Consider the following 16,044-nt stretch of genomic DNA (forward strand, 5'->3'; position numbering starts at 1 on the left):
CGCCCACCAGCGCCTCGCAGGTGAGCACGCGCGTCATGCCGGCGTTCTTCGCGGAAAACTGGATCAGCATCAGCGCAATCGCGCGCGCCTGCCGCATGCCGCCCGGCTCCTTCGCGACGATCTGGTTGATGAGCGCAAAGAGCGTCTGCTCGATGAAGTCGATCAGGCCTTCGTACATCTGGGCCTTGCTGGCGAAGTGGCGATAGAGCGCCGCCTCCGATACGCCGATCTTCGCCGCGAGCGCGGCGGTGGTGATCTTCTCGCCGCGCGGCGCCTCCAGCATCGAGGCGAGCGTCTGCAGGATGTGCACGCGGCGCTCGCCCGGCTTCGGGCGGCTGGCGCGGCGCGGTGCGTCCTCTGCTGATACGGCTGCGTCACGCGGTTCCAACGATTGGCTCGGCTGCATGAATGTCGCCCCTGAGTGCGGCTGGCGGGCTATCGGGTCATCGCGCCGCCGCGCCGCTTGAATCCTGCCGTTTATTGTCGCTCCGGCACGCGCAGGCGGTCCGGCTGAATTTTGCGTTCGCGTCGCTGGCGGTGTCCGTGGTCCGTCGGGCCTGGCGCGCGAGGATGCTTCGTGGGCTGGCGGGGTGCTCGCTCAGGCGCGCGGCCGGCCCCGCAGCGGCATGTGCTGCAGGCCGCGTTGCAGCGATTTTAGCGAACGAATGCGGTGATCGACATAGTGGGGACGCCCGCGCCGTGCCACGTGCGCGGGCAGGTGGCCCGTGATCCAGACCGTGCGGATGCCCAGCCGCCGATAGCGCTTCAGATGCCCGTGGGTGTCCTCGACGAGGATGGCGTCCGCAAGCGGCGCGCGCGCCTCGCGCAGCACGGCGCGCAGCATGCCGTGGTCGGGCTTGGCGCGCCAGCGGCTGCGCGTCTGCATGTGCTCGATCGCCACCACGCGCTCGAACAGCTGCTCGATGCCCAGTTCCGCGAGCATGGCGCGCGCGTAGGCCTCGGGCGCGTTGGTCAGCACGATCTTGCGGCCAGGCAGCGCTGCGAGCGTGCGTGCGAGTCCGCGCTCGGCGTGAACCATGTTGGGCAGATCGGGGAACGTGTGCACGACTTTGAGGAAGTCGTGCGGATCGATCGGATGATGGCGCGTGAGGCCGAGCAGCGTCGCGCCATAGCGCTGCGTGTAGCTGGTGCGCAGATGATTGGCGACATCACGGCTCACGCCCAGCGCATCGATGATGTACTGCGTCATACCCCGGTTGATGGCCGGGAAGATCGCGCGCGAAGCGCCGTGCAGCGTGTTGTCGAGATCGAACAGCCAGATGGGCGTGTGCCGGTGCGGCGCGCAGGCGCCGCGTACGCTGCGCGCGGCATGGGGCCGGCGGCGCAGCGTGCTGGGGATTTTGAGCTTACTGGGATTGATCGCGCTGCGGTTCATGGTGCTGCGTTCATCGGGCTGCTGCGTTTATGAAGCTGAGCGAATGAAGGCGCGGGCATGAAGCCGCCCGAACGCGCGTGCGCCGCGCGGAAGGCGGGCGCGACGAGGGTGCCGCTATGTGCTGCTGAGTGTGCCGCTGATTGCCGGGGAAAACCGGCGTCCGGCGGCTACGCAAACGCGCCGCCGGAGACACTCACGATTAGTGCGAGCGGATCATCGTGCCGAACGGCTGCTCGGTCAGGATTTCCAGCAGCACCGAGTGCTCGATACGGCCGTCGATGATGTGCACCGAGCGCACGCCGCTCTTGGCCGCGTCGAGCGCCGACGAGATCTTCGGCAGCATGCCGCCCGAGATCGTGCCGTCTTCGAAGAGGCCGTCGATTTCGCGCGCGGAAAGGTCCGTCAGCAGATTGCCCGACTTGTCCATCACGCCGGGGATGTTCGTCATCATGACGAGCTTTTCGGCGTTGAGCACGACCGCGAGTTTGCCCGCCACGAGGTCGGCGTTGATGTTGTACGACAGGCCGTCTTCGCCGAAGCCGATCGGCGAGATCACCGGAATGAATGCGTCGTCCTGCAGCGCCTTCACGACGGCTGGGTTGATCGCCTCGACTTCGCCCACCTGGCCGATGTCGATGTACTGGCCCGGGTTATCGCGGTCCGGCATCATCAGCTTGCGTGCGTGGATCAGGCCGCCGTCCTTGCCGGTCAGGCCGACCGCGTGGCCGCCGAAGTGGTTGATCAGCGTGACGATGTCCTGCTGGACCTCGCCGCCGAGCACCCACTCGACGACTTCCATGGTTTCCTCGTCCGTGACGCGCATGCCCTGAATGAAGGTGCCCTGCTTGCCGATCTTCTTGAGCGCCGTGTCGATCTGCGGGCCGCCGCCGTGCACGATGACCGGGTTGATGCCCACGAGCTTGAGCAGGATCACGTCGCGCGCGAAGCCCTGCTTCAGACGCTCTTCGGTCATGGCGTTGCCGCCGTACTTGATGACGACGGTCTTACCGTGGTACTGGCGGATATAAGGCAGTGCCTCGGCCAGAATTTCGGCTTTCAGGGTGGGCGCGATCTGCGAGAGGTCGATGGGCTCGGACATGGCGGCGGGGGACAGGAAAACGGGGCGAAAAACGCCTGAAAAGGCGCGCTAGCGAAAGCGCGGACGAATCTGGCCGAATTGTACAGGACTGGCGCGCTGCAACAGGGTTTTCGCCAGGTGGGAGACGCGCCGGCGCAATGAGGCCACCGGAGCACTTGCGGCGCGATTGAGGCGCTTCTGCGGTGATTGTGCGGCAAATTCCGTGAAATTGCCGCGACAGAGGTTCTTGCTGGAAGCGTCGAGGCGGCCTCCCGGCTGTGGCATCATTTCTACATCGCCGAAGCCGGTTTCCTGGGAGCGTGCCGCCATGACCGCCTCCGCTTCACCCGTCCATGCCGTGCGGCATGCGCGCTGCCCGCGCTGCGGCAACGCCTTCGACTGCGGGCGCAATACCGAGCCTTTCGACTGCTGGTGCAAGACGCTGCCCGCCGTGCCGGCGAGCCAGCTCGATCCGCGCGGGCGCTGTATGTGCCCGGAATGCCTTGCCGCCGCCGCTGCTGCGGGCGGTGTGCCGAAGGGCGGCGCGGGGCGCTGACACGCGCCTGCCCGCAGCTTCAGCGTTCAGGCGCTTTTCGATCGATATGCGGCGGCGAGCTTCGCCAGATCGGCGCTCATGTTTTCGAGCACCGGCTCCCATTGCCTGAACTGCCGCTGCCGATACAGCGTGGTGTTCGGGTACCAAGGGGTGTCAGGCCGATCCAGCATCCAGACCCAGTGCGGGTTCACGTCCAGCAGCACCCACGCACGCTGGCCGAGCGCGCCCGCCAGGTGCGCCGCCGACGTGCAGACCGAAATCACGAGATCGAGCGCATCGATGAACGCGGCGGTGTCGTCGAAGTTCTTCCACTCTTGCGTGTAATCGATGACCTCGAAGCCCGCTTCGCGTGCGGCGGTGACATCGGCTTGCGCGCCCGGCTGCAGCGAGTAGAACACCACGTTGTCGAAGCCGCCGAAGTGCCGCGCGTAGCGTTCGAGCCCGACACGCCGGTACGGATTGCGCTTATGCGTGAGGCTGCCCGTCCAGGTGAGTCCGACCTTCAGCCGGGTTTCTCCGGCAAGACGGTCGCGCCAGTGCGCCGCCGCCGTGGGTTCGGAGGCCAGATAGCGCGTGGGGCCGGGAATGGTGTCTTCGCGTGTGTCGAAGAGCCAGGGCAGGCTCACGAGTGATATCTCGTAGTCGAAGGGCGGCAGCGCCTCGACCGGGCCGCCCGCCGTGTAAAGGTCGTAGTGCCCGTGCATACTGCGCGCGAGCAATGCGCCCATCTGCGGGAACGAATTCCACACGAGCTCGCCGCCTTCGCGGCGCACGCGTTCGGCGAGCAGTGGGATATAGCGGCTGAATTGCAGCAGATCGCCCATGCCCTGTTCGCCCCACACCAGCAACGTGCGGCCCGCGAGCGGCTCGCCGCGCCAAGTGGGTTTCGGAAATGCGGGGCGGCCCGCCGCAAGCTCGCTCGATCCTTGCCAGCGCATTTCATGGTCGGCCCAACCTTCGGCGAAGTTGCCGCGCACGAGCCGGGTCATCGACAGGTTCATGCGTATCGATGCGTCGTTGGGGGCATACTGGCAGGCGTCCTGGGCCGCGCGTGCGGCTTCGTCCCACAATTGGAACTCCTTGCAGGCCATCGAGTAGTTGTTGAGGGCGAGTGCGCTGCGCGGCGACAGTGCGACGGCTCGCCGGCTGGCTTCGAGGGGACGCGCGGCATCGGCTTCGTCGGCGCGCAGACGCCCGAGATTGATCCACGCGTTGGCGTCATCGGGATTTGCTTCGATGCATTCGCCGAGTAGCGCCGCGACTTCGTCGTCATTGGATTTGATTTGCATCAAGGCGGTCGCAAGATTGTTGCGCAGATTTGGAAACGTCCGATCGATAGCGAGCGCGCGGCGGTATGGTTCTACGGATTCGGCGTGACGGTTCGCCAGTTGAAATGCGAGGCCGACCGCGAACCACGCGGTGATGCGTTGCGGTTCGAGCCGGGTGACGGCGGCGCAAAGGCGGATGGCTTCTTTTGCGTGTTCCGGCTGCTGGGCGCGCGCGGCTGTGAGCATGAGCGCGTCGTCGTCGAGTTCGCGCAGCGCGCTGCGTGTGGCGTTCAGCAAAGCGCCCAGCGGGGTGTTGGGTGATGACATATCGTCGCAGGCGGCATCGACGAAATCGAGAAAGAGAGCGTGCACCTTCTGCACGGGATCGGGCGTAATGGAAGTCATCTGCGGCCAGCCTTGTCAGAAAAGATCGCCACTTGTGTAGTGAGCGTATGTCAGATATTGGAACAGAGCTTTTCGAGACAATGAATAAGACAAGTCCGAACAGGTAAACTGACGCCATGCATCGCATAACTGTCAGTGGCCGCGTCAATCTAAGCCACGTTTTCTGGCTGCGCAGCCTCGCCATCATCGGCCAGCTGTGCACGATTGCGTTCGTGCAATTCTTCTTCGGCGTGCAATTGCCGCTGCCTGCCATGCTGTTCGTGATCGCCCTGGAAGTGGCGTTCAACGGCGTGACCTGGCTGCGCGTCACGCAGGACCGTCCTGAATCCGATCTCGAACTGTTCGGTCAACTTTGGGTCGATCTCGGCGCACTTTCCGCGCTGCTGTTCCTCTCGGGTGGCACGACCAATCCGTTCGTTTCGCTATATCTGCCGTCGCTCGCCATCGCGGCCGCCGTTCTGCCGTGGTATCTCACCGCCTGGCTCGCGTGCTTCGCCGTGGTCTGCTACGTGCTGCTCGGTTTCGACAACGTCCCGCTCAATCTCGATAATCCCGCCAACCTGTTCGATTACTACCGGGCGGGCATGTGGGTGAACTTCATGGTGAGCGTGGCGCTGATCGTGTGGTTCGTGGCGCGCATGTCGCGCGCGCTGCGCCAGCGTGAAAACGCGCTCGCCGACGCGCAGCAGCGCCTGTTGCGCGACGAACGCGCGGTGGCGCTGGGCGTGCAGGCGGCCACCGTAGCACATGAAATCGGCACGCCGCTATCCAGCATCGCCATGCTGACCGAAGAGCTGCGCGACATCGCCCGTAGCGACAAGGGACTTCAGCCGTATTCCGCCGACCTCGAATTGCTCGACAAGCAGATCACGCTTTGTACCTCGGCGCTTGCGAGACTCAGGAGCCGCGCTTCGTCCACGGGCAGCCGCCAGGTGGTGAGCGAATGGCTCGAGCCGTTCGTCGAGCAGTGGCGCCTGCGTCATCCGCATGTGAATTTCGAACTGCTGGGCGACGCGCCGGAAGACCTGAGTCTGGACGATGCCGTGGCGGTCGGCCAGATCCTCACTATCCTGCTCGACAACGCCGCGCGTGCAAGCCGCGACTTTGTGACGCTGCGCGCCACGCCGCTGCCAGGGTATATCGACTTCGAGGTTTGCGACGCGGGGCCGGGCATTCCGCCGTCGTTGCGCGCCTCGCTGGGCGCAGCGCCCGTGGACAGTACGCAGGGCGGTCATGGCGTGGGGCTTTATCTGGCGTTTTCGTCGGCGGCGCGGCTGGGCGGATCGATCGATCTCACCGACGCGCCCGCGCAAACCACGAAGGGCGCGGCTGGCCTCGAAGGCGGCACGACCCGCCCGCGCAAGACGCGTGGCACGCGCGCGGTGTTGCGCGTGCCGGTCACGGAAGGGCTGGCGGGCGACGCCAGCCAGGCCGCTGGTTCGCGCGATGGCGCGGCAGCGGCGCTTTAAGACAGGGGATCAGGCGAGGCGCGAATTACGCGAACTGAACTGCGCGGCACGGCCTGCGCGGCTCGGCCTGATCAAAATGGAACATCGGTGCAACACGGAGAAAGTGGCATGAGCGATATGAATTTTCTGGTGATCGACGACGACGAAGTCTTCTCCGACATCCTCGCGCGCGGTCTCACGCGGCGCGGCTACCAGGTGCAGCAGGCGCACAATGCCGAGGAAGCAATCCGCTTCGCTAACCAGCAGAAGTTCGGACAGATCACCGTCGACCTGCATCTGGGCAACGACTCGGGCCTCACGCTGATCGCGCCGCTGCGCGATCTGCAACCGGATGCGCGCATGCTCGTGCTCACCGGCTATGCGAGCATCGCCACGGCGGTGCAGGCGGTCAAGGACGGCGCGGACAACTACCTCGCCAAGCCCGCCAATGTGGAAATGATCCTCACATCGCTGCAGGGCGACGCAAGCTCGCTGCAGGCGGAAGCGGCCATCGAGCATCCCGCGCCGCTGTCGGTCGCGCGCCTCGAATGGGAGCACATCCAGCGCGTGCTGTCCGAGCACGGCGGCAATATTTCGGCCACGGCGCGCGCGCTCAACATGCATCGGCGCACGCTGCAGCGCAAGCTCGCGAAGCGTCCGGTCAAGCAGTAAGCACGTTCGCGCCGGCGTCGCCGCAATGAAAAAAGCCCTGCATTTGCAGGGCTTTTTGCTTTGAACGACGAAAAAGCGCGGTGCGCTTACAGCACGTAGCGCGACAGATCCTCGTCCTGCGAGACTTCGCCGAGCGCCTTGTCCACGTAAGCGGCATCGACGGTCACGCTTTGGCCCGCGTGATTGCCCGCGGCGAACGACACATCCTCCAGCAGCTTTTCGATCACCGTGTAGAGGCGGCGCGCGCCGATGTTCTCGGTTTTTTCGTTGACCGAATAGGCGATTTCCGCGAGGCGGCGAATCCCGTCTTCGGCGAAATCGAGCTGCACGTCTTCGGTGGCCAGCAACGCTTGATACTGCTTCACGAGGCTCGCGTCGGTCGAGACCAGAATCGCTTCGAAGTCCTTCACAGACAGCGATTCCAGTTCCACGCGAATCGGGAAACGGCCCTGCAGTTCGGGAATCAGATCGCTCGGCTTCGACAGATGGAATGCGCCGCTCGCGATGAACAGGATGTGATCCGTCTTGATCATCCCGTACTTCGTGTTGATGGTGGTGCCCTCCACCAGCGGCAGCAGATCGCGCTGCACGCCCTGACGCGAAACCTCACCGCCGCCCGCGCCTTCGTTGTTGCGCGAGGCGATCTTGTCGATTTCGTCGAGGAACACGATGCCGTTCTGCTCGACGTTCTGCACGGCCTTCTGCTTGACCTCTTCGTCGTTGAGCATCTTGGCCGCTTCTTCGTCCGTGAGGAGTTTGAGCGCTTCCTTGACCTTCACCTTGCGACGCGTCTTCTTGCCGCCGCCCAGATTGGCGAACATCGAACGGATCTGCTCGGTCATGTCTTCCATGCCCGGCGGCCCCATGATGTCCATGCCGGCCTGCGGCATTTCCACGTCCAGCTCGATTTCCTTGTCGTCGAGCTGGCCTTCGCGCAGACGCTTGCGGAAGGTCTGGCGCGTGGCGTTGTCGCCTTCGCCGGTAGCCACCGCATCGGACGAGCCGAAGCCTACCTGACGCGCGCTCGGCAGCAGGATGTCGAGGATGCGGTCTTCGGCCTGATCGGTGGCCTTGCTGCGCACCTTGCGCATTTCCGTTTCGCGGGTCTGCTTCACCGAAATTTCGATCAGGTCGCGCACGATGCTATCGACGTCGCGGCCCACGTAGCCCACTTCGGTGAACTTGGTCGCTTCGATCTTGATGAACGGCGCGTCCGCGAGCTTGGCCAGACGGCGGGCGATTTCGGTCTTGCCGACGCCCGTCGGCCCGATCATGAGAATGTTCTTCGGCGTGATTTCCTGGCGCAGCGGATCGGCCACCTGCTGACGGCGCCAGCGGTTGCGCAGCGCGACAGCCACGGCCTTCTTGGCCTTGCCCTGGCCGATGATGTGCTTGTCGAGTTCCGAGACGATCTCGGCGGGAGTCATGGTGCTCATCGTGATTCCTTGTCGTCCTGGGAGGGTTACTCGATGGTTTCGATCACGCGGTTGTGATTCGTATAGATGCACATGTCGCCCGCGATTTCGAGCGACTTTTCGACGATCTCGCGCGGCGAGAGGTCGGTGTTGTCGACCAGCGCCTTCGCGGCGGCCTGTGCATACGAACCGCCCGAGCCGATCGCGCAGATGCCGCCTTCGGGATCGAGCACGTCGCCGTTGCCGGTGATGACGAGGGTGGTGGTGGCGTCGGCGGCGATCAGCATCGCTTCGAGACGGCGCAGCATGCGGTCGGTGCGCCAGTCCTTGGCGAGTTCGACGGCGGCGCGTGTGAGATTGCCCTGATGTTTTTCGAGCTTGGCTTCGAAGCGGTCGAGCAGCGAGAAGGCGTCGGCGGTGCCGCCGGCGAAGCCGACCATGACCTTGCCGCCGTAAATGCGCCGCACCTTCTTCGCACCGCCCTTCATGACGATGTTGCCGAGGGTGACCTGGCCGTCGCCGCCGAGGGCGACCTTGTCGCCGCGCCGCACGGAAACGATCGTCGTGCCGTGAAATTGCTCCATGTGCGTTCCTTTTACCGTTGTTGCCAGGTAGAGACAGGCGTGGCGTTTGAAGCGGCGCCGCGCCGTCGGGATTCGGTACGCGCCGCGCGTGCCTGGTAGTCTGAAGAGCCTGTGCAGGCTGGTGCGCCAGGGCGCGCGAGCGGGCGTGTCGGGAGAAGTTTAGGGCGGCAGCGGGCAGTTCAAGAGTTCGCCGCGCAGAAAGCGAGATAAAAAGCGCGGGATAAGAGAATGGGAAATGAAGGAGAAATGGCCGCAAAAGGCCTCTGCGCACGCGGGCGGCGCGCAAATAAAAAAGCGCACGGGACTCCGTGCGCTTCTTCGAGGAAGGCAGTCGATCCGGCACGCACCCACGTATGAAACGTGGCGCCGCCGGCAGCCGGTCAGTCGCCGAACAGCTTCTGGCGCAGTTCGCGGCGCTCCTGCGCTTCGAGCGAGAGCGTGGCGGTCGGGCGCGCGAGCAGACGCGGAATGCCGATCGGCTCGCCGGTTTCTTCGCACCAGCCGTAATCGCCCGATTCGATGCGCGCGATCGATTGCTGCACCTTCTTGAGCAGCTTGCGTTCGCGGTCGCGCGTGCGCAACTCGAGCGCATGCTCTTCTTCGATCGTCGCGCGGTCGGCCGGATCGGGAACGATCACGGTTTCGCGCAGATTCTCGGTGGTCTGGCCCGCATTGCGGAGGATTTCCGCCTGCAGCTGTTCGAGCCGGTTCTTGAAGAAGGCGAGCTGATCCTCGTTCATGTAATCCTTGTCGCTCATCTTCAGGATTTCGGCTTCGGTCAAGAGTCGTTTCGTCGTCATCTGGCTTGCTTCTTCAATGAGTGAGGCAAAACTGGCACATCTTGCCTGCACTTTTGTGTTGCCCGCAGTGGCCTTTACCACCCAAAACCGCGTTCTATCGCGCGCTTTTTCGCGCCAAGGTGCGCACCGACGGGCACGGACGGTGATTTGCCGTGACGCCTGAGCGCCGCTGCGGGGCCGAACTCCTCTGGAAACCGTGGTTCAGAAGCTTCTGAGGCATATTTCGTACCGGCTGCGCGCTGCGACGCGATGCGCGGCCGGGGAGGCGTTTCTCGCCGGAAGCTGCCGGAGATTGCCGGAAACCGGTATTGGGGAGAATGCCTCTCTTCCAGTGGGGCCGTATTGTAACCGAACCGCAAACTCACGCCGCAAGCGGGAAATCCCTGCATTCGCGGCTTCGTCTTACGTTCGATATCCAGAAAATATAACGCGCCAATCGTGAAAAAGCGATGGTCGGGTACGTTATTTGATGCACAGCGCACGGAAAGACACCATTCCACGCCTTCAATGCCGCTAAAAACGGCAACGCCCGGCGCGAGGCCGGGCGTTGGAGCGTCTAAATCGACTCAGTTTCGTTGCAATCGCCGTCTTAAACGCGAATTTTGCGCATCAGACCAGGCAGGCGTCGAGACCGTCGGTGATGAGATCCTTCGGCAGATCGATGCCGATGAACACCATCTTGCTGTTCTTCTTCTCGATCGGCAGCCACTTGGCGGCCAGGTCGCTGCCCATCATCTGGTGCACGCCCTGGAACACGACCTTGCGATCGACGCCCTTCATGTAGAGCACGCCCTTGTAGCGCAGCAGGTGCTCGCCGTAGATCTGCAGGATGCCGCCGAGGAAGTCCTCCAGACGGTTCGGATCGAACGGGCGGTCGCTGCGGTACACGAACGACTTGATCTTGTCGTCGTGATGCGCGTGATGGTGGTGAGCGTGATCGTGGCCTTCGTGCGTGCACTTGCCGTGATCGTGATCGCAGTCCGCGTGATCGCCGTGATCGTGGCTGTGGCCGTGGTCGTCATGGGCGTGCGCGTGGTCATGCGCATGCTCGTGATCGTCTTCGGCGAGGAAGTCCGGATCGATTTCGAGCTTGGCGTTCAGATTGAAGCCACGCAGATCGAACACTTCCTTGATGTCCGTTTCGCCGAAATTCACTTCGCGCACCTGCGCCTTCGGGTTCATGTGCAGCACGCGGTGACGCAGGTCGGCGACTTCCTTCGCATCGACCAGATCGGCCTTGGTGACGAAGATGCGGTCGGCGAAACCGACCTGGCGCTGCACCACTTCGTGTTCGTCGAGCTGCTTGTTGCCGTGCTTGGCATCGACCAGCGTGATGATCGCGTCGAGCAGGAAGGTGTCGGCGATCTCGTTGTCCATGAAGAAGGTCTGCGCGACCGGGCCCGGATTGGCCAGACCCGTCGTTTCGATCACGACGCGCTCGAAATCCAGCTTGCCGTCGCGCTTTTGCTGCGCGAGGTCGCCGAGCACGCGCGCGAGGTCGCCGCGGATCGTGCAGCAGATGCAGCCGTTGCTCATCTGGATGATCTGCTCGTTGCTGTCCTGCACGAGAATTTCGTTATCGATGTTCTCTTCGCCGAACTCGTTCTCGATCACGGCGATCTTCATGCCGTGGTTCTCGTTGAGGATGCGCTTGAGCAGCGTGGTCTTGCCGCTGCCAAGGAAGCCGGTCAGGATCGTGACGGGAATCATGCTGTTTGCCATGCTCTGTGCCTGATGAGTGTCGGGTGAGGACGCGGCGCGGCGCGCGGCTGCGCGCGCTCGGTCGCCAGTGTTACAACATAACTATCTATTGAATCATATCTGCCGGATGTACGCAGGACACGCAGGAGCGACGCGATACGGGGCCGCATCATGTGCGCGCTGAGTGCGTGCCAATTACGCGCAGATAAGGCCGTCTCAGGCGATTTGCAACAGCAGGCCCTTGAGGTATTCGCCTTCCGGGAACGCCGTCAGCAGCGGGTGATCGACGCCCGCGCCCAGGCGCTTGATGATGCGCGCATCGACCTTCGCATCGGCGGCCGCGCCCGCGACGATCTTCTGGAACAGTTCGGCGTCGATCGCGCCCGAGCACGAATAGGTGAACAGCAGGCCGCCCGGACGCAGCAGCTTGAAGCCGGTCAGGTTGATGTCCTTGTAGGCGCGCGCGGCGCGGTCCACGTGCTCGCGCGAGGCGGCGAACTTGGGCGGATCGAGCACCACGAGGTCGAAACGCTCGCCTTCTTCGTGCAGACGGCGCAGCGTCTTGAAGGCGTCGGCGTCAAGCCAGGTCGCGCGTTCGGCGTCGAAACCGTTGGCTTCCACGTTCTTTTGCGCCGTGTTCAGCGCCTCGCCTGACGAGTCGATCGACACCACGCGCTTTGCGCCGCCTTTCATCGCTGCGAGCGAGAAACCGCCCGTGTAGCAGAAGCAGTTGAGCACGTCGCGGCCTTCGGCATAGGTTTGCACCAGTGCGCGGTTGTCGCGCTGATCGACGTAGAAGCCGGTCTTGTGGCCATTGCGCACGTCGACGTGATAGCGCACGCCGTTTTCGCTGGCGATGATGGTGGCGGGCGGCTCGTCGCCGGCCAGCAGACCGGTGATCTGCTCCAGACCTTCCTTCTCGCGGATCGACACGTCCGAGCGCTCATAGACGTTCGGGCAGCCCGTGGCCGAGGTCAGCGCGGCCACGATGGCTTCCTTCCACGCTTCCACGCCCGCCGCCATGAACTGGCAGACCAGCTGGCCGCGCGGGTTCTGCGCATCCTCTGTGTACCAGTCGACGATCAGGCCAGGCAAACCGTCCGCCTCGCCGAAGATCAGGCGCACCGCGCCCGTGTTCTTCACCATCGCCTGGCGATGCGCCAGCGCGCGTTGCACGCGGCGCTTGAAGAAGGCGTGATCGATGGGTTCGTTTTCGTCGAAGCTCCAGACGCGCACGCGGATCTGCGAATGCGGGCTGTAGGCGGCGCGCGCGAGGAAGCGGCCGTCGTGCGCGCGCACGATTACCGTGGCGCCCGACGCGGGCTTGCCGTCGACGCGCTCGATCGCGTTGGCGTACACCCACGGATGGCGGCGCAGCAGGGATTTTTCTTTCGACGGCTTGAGTGTGACGATATTCATGATGGATGTGATGCCAATGATGCGGCGGCGCCCGCCGACCCGCGTTAGGGTGCCGGACGCGCAGAAAAGGGTGAATGCGCAGGAAGGAGGCTACTCTTCGCGCTTCTTCGCGCGCGGATGCGCGTTGTCGTACACCTTCGCGAGATGCTGGAAATCGAGCGACGTATACACCTGCGTGGCCGATATGCTGGCGTGGCCGAGCAGTTCCTGGACCGCGCGCAGATCGCCGCTCGATTGCAGCAGATGCGTGGCGAACGAGTGCCGCAATACGTGCGGATGGACGTTCGCCGGGATGCCGGCCACCAGCGCCGCGCGCTTCACGCGCTCGCGCACGACGCCCGGCGCCATGCGGTTGCCGCGCACGGAGAGAAAGAGCGGGGCGTCGTCGTGCTTGACCCAGGCGTCGCGCACCGCGAGCCAGGCGTCGAGCGCGTCCAGCGCCTTGCGCCCCACGGGCACGAGGCGATGCCGGTCGCCCTTGCCGTGCACTTCGACTTCGGCGGCGTCGCGCTTGAGCCAGCCTTCAGATTCGTAGCCGTCGCGCCGCACGTAACGCACGTCCAGCCCGACGAGTTCCGCCAGACGCAGCCCGGACGAATAGAACAGCTCCAGCATCGCCTGGTCGCGCAGCGTTTCCAGGCTGCCCGCGGCGGCCTCGGCCGTGACGCCCGGCGCTTCCATGAGCCGCGTGGCGTCGTCGACGGACAGCGCCTTGGGCAGCGTCTTCGCGCGCTTGGGTGCACGTACCGCCGCGACCGGATTGGCGTCGAGTTCGATGCGGCCCGCGAGCCAGCGATAGAACGCGCGCCACGCCGACAGCCGGTGCGCAATCGAGCGCGCCGACAGACCGCCCGCGTGCGCGCGCGCGACGGCGCCGCGCACGTCGGCGGGGGAGACCCGTTCGAGCGGCCGGCCGTTGGCGAGCTTCTTCAGCTCGTCGAGTTCGTGCGCATAGCCGCGCAGCGTGTGCGCCGAGAGCCTGCGCACGTGCTCGAGCGTGTCGAGATAGTCGGCGATCTGATCGGTCGGATTCACGGTGACGGCTTCGCTACGGGTTAAAACAGCTTCAATGATGGATCAGTGCGGCAGCAGGCGCGCGAGCGCGCCGCTGGCGAGCGTGCCGATCTGGCGCAGGAAATCGGTACCCATGCCGTCGTGAAAACGGCGCGGATCGGGCGAACCCATCACCAGCAGGCCGAACGCCTCGCCGCTCGGGTCGCGTTCATCGTCCGAGACGCGCTTGCGCAGCGTGATGATCGCCACCGACTGCGGCTCGCCTTCGGCGCCGTCGAGCCACTGCGCGGCTTCGAAGCCCGTGTTCGCGCCGCAATACGGCGTCTCCAGACTGCCCGCGAACAGGCGCACTTCCTCGCCCGTGTGCTTCGCGAAGCTCGCCTGTGAATAGGACTCCGCGACATCCCACAGACGCAGCGCCGATTGCGGCACGTCGAATTCCTCGCGCAGACGCTCGGCGATCATGCGCGGCAAGGCGTGCGGATCGCGCTCGGCGAGCACGAGCGAGGTCCAGTGGACCATCTTCGCGGCGATGCTGTCGTTCTCGTGGCCGTAGCGCAGCAGTTCGGACAGACGCAGTTCCAGGTGTTTGTTCTTCTCGCGCAGCATTTCCATCTGGCGCTCCTGGAGCGACACGGCGGCCTTGCCGTGCGGATTGCCCAGTTTAAGCGAGACCAGCAGCTCGGCGTGCTCGACGAAGAAATTGGGATTGGCAAGCAGATAATCGGCGACTTCGCGATCGGTCATGTCGTTAATACGTCAATAAGCGCGTTCGGTCAGGAAGCGGCGCGCGGCTGCGCGCCGGATGAGGCGATCTATCGTGACTGCGCCGCGGATCCATTCGCGGCGCGGAAGGTCTTGCGTAGTGCTGGTGCTGCTGGGTTCTGCGTGTATCGCTTCGCCGCTTGAGTCGGCGGCTTCAGTCCTGGATGTCGATCTCGCCTTCGAACACCGTGGTGGCCGGGCCTGCCATGGTGAGCGCGGCGCTTTCGTCGCGCGCGCCGTCCCAGGCAATGGTGAGCTGGCCGCCGTGCGTGTGCACCTTCACCGGCGAATCGAGCAGGCCGCGGCGAATCCCCGCCGCCACCGCCGCGCATGCGCCCGTGCCGCACGCGAGCGTTTCGCCCGCGCCGCGCTCGAACACGCGCAGTTTCACTTCGTTGCGCGAGACGATCTGCATGAAGCCCGCGTTCACCTTGTTCGGAAAGCGCGCGTGTTTTTCGATGACGGGACCGTCCTGCAGGACCGCGAACGCCTCGGCGTCGTCAACGATCTGAACCGCGTGCGGATTGCCCATCGACACCGCCGAAATCCAGCGCGTCTGGCCGTTCACTTCGAGCGGCCAGAGCGTGTCATTGCCCTCGCGGCGGCCTTCGAGGCCGTTTGCGTCGAACGGCACCAGCGCCGGCTCGAACACCGGGCTGCCCATATCGACCACGACTTCGCCGTTGTCCTGCATGACGAGCGTGAGGATGCCCTTCTGGACCTGCACGCGCACGCTGCGCGAGTCGGTGAGCTTGTGGTCGCGCACGAATTTCACGAAGCAGCGCGCGCCATTGCCGCAATGCTCGACCTCGCCGCCGTCGCAATTGAAGATGCGATAGCGGAAATCGACGCCATCGACGGTCGGTTTTTCGACCACCAGCAGTTGGTCCGCGCCGATGCCAAAGTGGCGGTCAGCGAGCGCACGCACGCGTTCGGGCGTGAGCGAGAGCGACTGGGTGTAGCCGTCGAGCACGACGAAGTCGTTACCCGCGCCGTGCATCTTGGTGAATTTCAGCTTCACGTTTTCCTTCTGTTCATTGCTGCATAAGGCTTTCGCGATTCTATTGAACCTGAAAATCTCGTCTAGCTACCCATCTGGCTACCCATTTGAGGCGCGCTGGGCTGGTATCGAATGATACACGCTGATAGTCCCGGTTTCGCGCTCGCACAAGGGGCGTGCGCTGGCCGACCTGAACAAACCAGAACATTGCGGTGGTTCGGGGGGCAACAGGTTCGCGATGTTGCTACACGAGGTGAAGTACATGACGTACATCGCGCGAGCTTCATCGCCGCAGCGCGTCCGGCTCGCGCCAGCGCGGGCCAGCGCGGGCCAATGCGCCTCGCATCAACTGCGAGCCAGTCCAGATAGCGCAAGGTCGGCCGCCTGGTGACGTGCTAGTAAACGCCGCACAACCAGGTGGAGGTGACATGTCGTTACCCGAATGGGGCAATTCGTATAACGCGCTTTACGTGCCGCTCAAGGGCAGTTGGCAGTGCGCGCTAGTGCCCGCTCGTGATATCGA

At 64.4% G+C, this 16,044-nt stretch carries 16 protein-coding genes; 3 read left to right on the forward strand and 13 right to left on the reverse strand.

Going from position 1 to position 16,044, the window contains the following annotated elements; all coding sequences use genetic code 11:
- From slmA to VG320_RS18245, 4 genes are all read right to left on the reverse strand, one after another.
- Positions 1-406, reverse strand: a 406-nt coding sequence (gene slmA, locus VG320_RS18230; RefSeq protein ID WP_327201485.1) for a nucleoid occlusion factor SlmA, incomplete at its 3' end; no start/stop codon positions are given.
- Between the two features lie 192 nt (positions 407-598).
- The gene (locus VG320_RS18235; protein ID WP_327201486.1) at positions 599-1,396 is read right to left on the reverse strand and encodes a pyrimidine 5'-nucleotidase; all 798 of its coding nucleotides are present in this window, start codon (positions 1,394-1,396) and stop codon (positions 599-601) included.
- 199 nt (positions 1,397-1,595) lie between these two features.
- Positions 1,596-2,495 (reverse strand): acetylglutamate kinase, encoded by a 900-nt coding sequence (gene argB / locus VG320_RS18240; RefSeq protein WP_322043716.1) that lies wholly within the window; start codon positions 2,493-2,495, stop codon positions 1,596-1,598.
- 48 nt (positions 2,496-2,543) lie between these two features.
- Positions 2,544-2,804 (reverse strand): hypothetical protein, encoded by a 261-nt coding sequence (locus VG320_RS18245; RefSeq protein WP_327201487.1) that lies wholly within the window; start codon positions 2,802-2,804, stop codon positions 2,544-2,546.
- Here VG320_RS18245 and VG320_RS18250 point away from each other — a divergent pair.
- The gene (locus tag VG320_RS18250; RefSeq protein ID WP_327201488.1) at positions 2,803-3,030 is read left to right on the forward strand and encodes a cysteine-rich CWC family protein; all 228 of its coding nucleotides are present in this window, start codon (positions 2,803-2,805) and stop codon (positions 3,028-3,030) included. The genes VG320_RS18245 and VG320_RS18250 overlap by 2 nt on opposite strands.
- Before the next feature lie 26 nt (positions 3,031-3,056).
- On the opposite strand, the gene VG320_RS18255 is transcribed toward VG320_RS18250, so the two are convergent.
- A complete protein-coding gene (locus tag VG320_RS18255; protein WP_327201489.1) occupies positions 3,057-4,703 on the reverse strand; it encodes a hypothetical protein in 1,647 nt (548 codons plus the stop codon).
- A gap of 116 nt (positions 4,704-4,819) precedes the next feature.
- On the opposite strand from VG320_RS18255, the gene VG320_RS18260 reads away from it, so the two are divergent.
- Together VG320_RS18260 and VG320_RS18265 are read left to right on the forward strand one after the other, a co-directional pair.
- Positions 4,820-6,172 (forward strand): ATP-binding protein, encoded by a 1,353-nt coding sequence (locus tag VG320_RS18260; RefSeq protein ID WP_327201490.1) that lies wholly within the window; start codon positions 4,820-4,822, stop codon positions 6,170-6,172.
- Positions 6,173-6,280: 108 nt separating this feature from the next.
- Positions 6,281-6,823, forward strand: a complete 543-nt coding sequence (locus VG320_RS18265; protein ID WP_167063944.1) for a response regulator transcription factor — start codon at positions 6,281-6,283, stop codon at positions 6,821-6,823.
- 86 nt (positions 6,824-6,909) lie between these two features.
- On the opposite strand, the gene hslU is transcribed toward VG320_RS18265, so the two are convergent.
- From hslU to dapF, 8 genes are all read right to left on the reverse strand, one after another.
- The gene (gene hslU / locus VG320_RS18270) at positions 6,910-8,259 is read right to left on the reverse strand and encodes an ATP-dependent protease ATPase subunit HslU (protein WP_327201491.1); all 1,350 of its coding nucleotides are present in this window, start codon (positions 8,257-8,259) and stop codon (positions 6,910-6,912) included.
- Between the two features lie 26 nt (positions 8,260-8,285).
- Entirely contained in the window at positions 8,286-8,822 is a 537-nt protein-coding gene (gene hslV, locus VG320_RS18275) for an ATP-dependent protease subunit HslV (RefSeq protein ID WP_103702740.1), read from the reverse strand.
- Between the two features lie 380 nt (positions 8,823-9,202).
- Complete coding sequence (dksA, locus tag VG320_RS18280; RefSeq protein WP_027815854.1) at positions 9,203-9,622, reverse strand: RNA polymerase-binding protein DksA; 420 nt, start codon at positions 9,620-9,622, stop codon at positions 9,203-9,205.
- Positions 9,623-10,231: 609 nt separating this feature from the next.
- The gene (locus VG320_RS18285; RefSeq protein ID WP_327201497.1) at positions 10,232-11,332 is read right to left on the reverse strand and encodes a GTP-binding protein; all 1,101 of its coding nucleotides are present in this window, start codon (positions 11,330-11,332) and stop codon (positions 10,232-10,234) included.
- Positions 11,333-11,539: 207 nt separating this feature from the next.
- Positions 11,540-12,742 (reverse strand): class I SAM-dependent rRNA methyltransferase, encoded by a 1,203-nt coding sequence (locus VG320_RS18290; protein ID WP_327201493.1) that lies wholly within the window; start codon positions 12,740-12,742, stop codon positions 11,540-11,542.
- Positions 12,743-12,832: 90 nt separating this feature from the next.
- The gene (xerC, locus tag VG320_RS18295) at positions 12,833-13,777 is read right to left on the reverse strand and encodes a tyrosine recombinase XerC (RefSeq protein WP_327201494.1); all 945 of its coding nucleotides are present in this window, start codon (positions 13,775-13,777) and stop codon (positions 12,833-12,835) included.
- Positions 13,778-13,819: 42 nt separating this feature from the next.
- On the reverse strand, positions 13,820-14,503 hold the full coding sequence (locus VG320_RS18300) for a DUF484 family protein (RefSeq protein ID WP_327201495.1): 684 nt from the start codon (positions 14,501-14,503) through the stop codon (positions 13,820-13,822).
- Positions 14,504-14,675: 172 nt separating this feature from the next.
- Positions 14,676-15,542 (reverse strand): diaminopimelate epimerase, encoded by an 867-nt coding sequence (gene dapF, locus VG320_RS18305; RefSeq protein ID WP_327201496.1) that lies wholly within the window; start codon positions 15,540-15,542, stop codon positions 14,676-14,678.
- Between the last annotated feature and the right edge of the window lie 502 nt (positions 15,543-16,044).

It is taken from the genome of Paraburkholderia sp., assembly GCF_035948235.1.
GTDB lineage: Bacteria > Pseudomonadota > Gammaproteobacteria > Burkholderiales > Burkholderiaceae > Paraburkholderia.

Bases quoted from the DNA above. Each gene is read 5' to 3' on its own strand.
- VG320_RS18250 (WP_327201488.1), top strand. From the start codon at position 2,803: ATGACCGCCTCCGCTTCACCCGTCCATGCCGTGCGGCATGCGCGCTGC.
- dksA (WP_027815854.1), bottom strand. From the start codon at position 9,622: ATGACGACGAAACGACTCTTGACCGAAGCCGAAATCCTGAAGATGAGC.
- VG320_RS18300 (WP_327201495.1), bottom strand. From the start codon at position 14,503: ATGACCGATCGCGAAGTCGCCGATTATCTGCTTGCCAATCCCAATTTC.
- VG320_RS18245 (WP_327201487.1), bottom strand. From the start codon at position 2,804: ATGGCGGCACGCTCCCAGGAAACCGGCTTCGGCGATGTAGAAATGATG.
- VG320_RS18255 (WP_327201489.1), bottom strand. From the start codon at position 4,703: ATGACTTCCATTACGCCCGATCCCGTGCAGAAGGTGCACGCTCTCTTT.
- argB (WP_322043716.1), bottom strand. From the start codon at position 2,495: ATGTCCGAGCCCATCGACCTCTCGCAGATCGCGCCCACCCTGAAAGCC.
- VG320_RS18235 (WP_327201486.1), bottom strand. From the start codon at position 1,396: ATGAACCGCAGCGCGATCAATCCCAGTAAGCTCAAAATCCCCAGCACG.
- hslU (WP_327201491.1), bottom strand. From the start codon at position 8,259: ATGAGCACCATGACTCCCGCCGAGATCGTCTCGGAACTCGACAAGCAC.
- VG320_RS18290 (WP_327201493.1), bottom strand. From the start codon at position 12,742: ATGAATATCGTCACACTCAAGCCGTCGAAAGAAAAATCCCTGCTGCGC.
- hslV (WP_103702740.1), bottom strand. From the start codon at position 8,822: ATGGAGCAATTTCACGGCACGACGATCGTTTCCGTGCGGCGCGGCGAC.
- VG320_RS18260 (WP_327201490.1), top strand. From the start codon at position 4,820: ATGCATCGCATAACTGTCAGTGGCCGCGTCAATCTAAGCCACGTTTTC.
- VG320_RS18285 (WP_327201497.1), bottom strand. From the start codon at position 11,332: ATGATTCCCGTCACGATCCTGACCGGCTTCCTTGGCAGCGGCAAGACC.
- VG320_RS18265 (WP_167063944.1), top strand. From the start codon at position 6,281: ATGAGCGATATGAATTTTCTGGTGATCGACGACGACGAAGTCTTCTCC.